The organism is Ruegeria spongiae (assembly GCF_023502395.1).
GTDB classification, from domain to species: Bacteria; Pseudomonadota; Alphaproteobacteria; order Rhodobacterales; family Rhodobacteraceae; genus Ruegeria_C; species Ruegeria_C spongiae.
Genome location: NZ_JAMFMB010000097.1, coordinates 1 through 623, shown reverse-complemented (window position 1 = coordinate 623; position 623 = coordinate 1). Strand labels below are relative to the sequence as shown.

Below are 623 nucleotides of genomic sequence, written 5' to 3'. Positions count from 1 at the left end.
GAGCCTTTTTCAAAGGCATGCAGATAGACGCATTCGTATTTCAGGGATCGCCAGAGCCGTTCAATCATGCGGTTGTCGCGCCATGCGCCCTTGCCGTCCATGCTGATCTTGATCTTGGCGTCGTTCAGCACCTCGATCCAGGCACCACTGGTGAACTGGCTGCCCTGGTCAGAATTGAAGATTTCGGGTGTGCCGTGGTTGGCCAAGGCTTCTTTCAGGGCGTCAACGCAGAACTCCGCGTCCATGCTGTTTGATAGCCGCCAGGCCAGCACTTTGCGGCTGTACCAACCCATGATGGCCACGAGGTACAGGAAACCCCGTCGCATCGGAATATAGGTGATATCTGCGCACCAGACCTGGTTGGGCCGGTCAATCACCACGTTCCGCAGCAAGTATGGCCAAATCTTATGCTGCGGATGTTTTTTGCTGGTGTTGGGTTCCTGATAGATCGGGACCAACCGCATGAGGCGCATCAGACGACGGACCCGGTGACGCCCGCATTTGTGGTGATTGCGCTGCATGTAGCGGGCCATCTGGCGCGACCCGTACCACGGCGTCTCCAGGAACTGCTTGTCGATGATTTCCATAAGCCGCAGGTTCTCAGCGCTTTCGCCCTTCGGCTC

The 623-nt window shown here is 57.1% G+C and carries 1 protein-coding gene; it reads right to left on the bottom strand.

Features of this window, described 5'->3' with window-relative positions; all coding sequences use genetic code 11:
- The coding region (locus M3P21_RS22415; RefSeq protein WP_249713726.1) for an IS3 family transposase at positions 1-623 on the bottom strand (623 nt) is incomplete at both ends.